This window comes from Shigella sp. FC1567, assembly GCF_001743015.1.
Classification (GTDB): Bacteria; Pseudomonadota; Gammaproteobacteria; order Enterobacterales; family Enterobacteriaceae; genus Escherichia; species Escherichia coli.
In genome coordinates, this window is sequence record NZ_MIIV01000240.1 from 1 (window position 1) to 1,846 (window position 1,846).

General features: G+C 47.3%; 2 protein-coding genes and 2 pseudogenes. 1 reads left to right on the forward strand and 3 read right to left on the reverse strand.

Features of this window, described 5'->3' with window-relative positions:
- The 3 genes and pseudogenes from BHE85_RS14500 to BHE85_RS14510 form a co-directional block, all read right to left on the reverse strand.
- Positions 1-165 (reverse strand): IS1 family transposase (locus BHE85_RS14500; protein ID WP_047664789.1); only part of this gene is annotated, 165 nt, incomplete at its 3' end.
- Between the two features lie 57 nt (positions 166-222).
- Positions 223-564: pseudogene (locus BHE85_RS14505) on the reverse strand (alpha/beta hydrolase); the annotation flags it as partial.
- Positions 564-1,483 (reverse strand): annotated as a pseudogene (locus BHE85_RS14510) (alpha/beta hydrolase). The pseudogenes BHE85_RS14505 and BHE85_RS14510, both read right to left, overlap by 1 nt.
- Before the next feature lie 180 nt (positions 1,484-1,663).
- On the opposite strand from BHE85_RS14510, the gene BHE85_RS14515 reads away from it, so the two are divergent.
- A partial coding sequence (locus BHE85_RS14515) for a transposase (protein WP_000567685.1) occupies positions 1,664-1,846 on the forward strand: 183 nt, incomplete at its 3' end.

A 1,846-nucleotide genomic window follows, 5' to 3' on the forward strand; every position in this document is an offset into this window, starting at 1 on the left:
TTTCTGGTGCGTACCGGGCTGAGAGGCGGTGTAAGTGAACTGTAGTTGCCATGTTTTACGGCAATGAGAGCAGAGATAGCGCTGATGTCCGGCAGTGCTTTTGCCGTTACGCACCACGCCTTCAGTAGCGGAGCAGGAAGGACATCTGATGGAAATGGAAGCCACGCAAGCACCTTAAAATCACCATCATACACTAAATCAGTAAGTTGGCAGCATTACCCACACTCCCAGCACGCCAATACGTTCAGCATTAACATATGGCAGAGTTACTGCATAATCGATAACACGGCTAATATCCTCTACGCGCTGTGTCGGATCTTCTATCCAGCGAGGCTCCCCACCAGATTCTCCCTGGAAACTGGCGTCATAAGCGAGAACGAGATAGCCTTTTTCAGCCAATGCTTTGCCATAGATATTGCCAGACGTCTGCTCCTTACAACTGCCAAAAGGATGGACGCTGATAATCGCCGGATACTGTTTTGACTCATCAAAATTTGGTGGAAACTGAATATTGGCAGCAATATGCCAGGCCATATCACTATTGCGGATTTGAATATGTTTCATTACAGAGTTTCCTCAAAGAACGGAGCTAATACTGAAATTGCTTCAGCCACATAGGCTTTGCCGTCATAAAGATCCATATGGTTTGCGCCTTCAACAATGTGATAGCGTTTATCTTGGCTTGATGCTCGATCGTACAGATCGTCACTCATCCATTTGCTCCCTGCCTGGCTGCCCGCCACAATCTGCATCGGCTGAGTCAGGTACACTTCCGCCATATGGTAAGCATCAAAGGTAATAATCTGGTTAAGGCTGCGCAAAGTAGCGTAACCCGGTGCTGTTGGATACTGCGCGCGAGGGGTGTGGTAATACTCCCAGGCCTGACGCAGTTCTTCGTTCGGCGCATCGGACTCCTTCATTGGTGCCAGTGGCATAACGGCATATTCTCCGCTGCTAATATCGCTGGTTCGGGCGTTTGAACCCGCTTCAACGTATGGCAGGGCATCAATAGATTTCACATTGTTTTCCCAACCATTACGGAACATCGAACCAATATTGACCGCACTAACGGTACCGATGGCCTTGATGCGGCGATCCTGAATTGCAGCATTGGCTGTATATCCTGCACCGGCACAAATTCCCATCGCACCAATTCGGGTATTGTCGACATAAGAAAGCGTTGTCAGGTAATCAATCACGGCACTGATGTCTTCAGTACGAATGTATGGGTTTTCTAACTGACGCGGCTCGCCGCCACTTTCACCTTGATAAGATGCGTCATAAGCAATAGTGACAAATCCCTTTTCCGCCAGTTTTTTGGCATAGGTTCCGGCCGTTTGTTCTTTAACGCCCCACCTGGGTGAGATACCACAATTGCCTGATACTGACGGGTTTCATCAAATTTTGGAGGGAAATAGATCACTGCAGACAAAGAGATGGTTGGATTATTGCTGTTAGTGAAGCTGACTTTATTATTCATCATTCCGTTCCTCATGGAGTTGTCGGTTCGTTTTAACGGTTGGTGATATCACTATAGATATTGATCATTAAGTTGATTAGACCCTAAATCATTAGACTGGCCCCCTGAATCTCCAGACAACCAGTATCACTTAAATAAGTGATAGTCTTAATACTAGTTTTTAGACTAGTCATTGGAGTACAGATGATTGATGTCTTAGGGCCGGAGAAACGCAGACGGCGTACCACACAGGAAAAGATCGCAATTGTTCAGCAGAGCTTTGAACCGGGGATGACGGTCTCCCTCGTTGCCCGGCAACATGGTGTAGCAGCCAGCCAGTTATTTCTCTGGCGTAAGCAATACCAGGAAGGAAGTCTTACTGCTGTG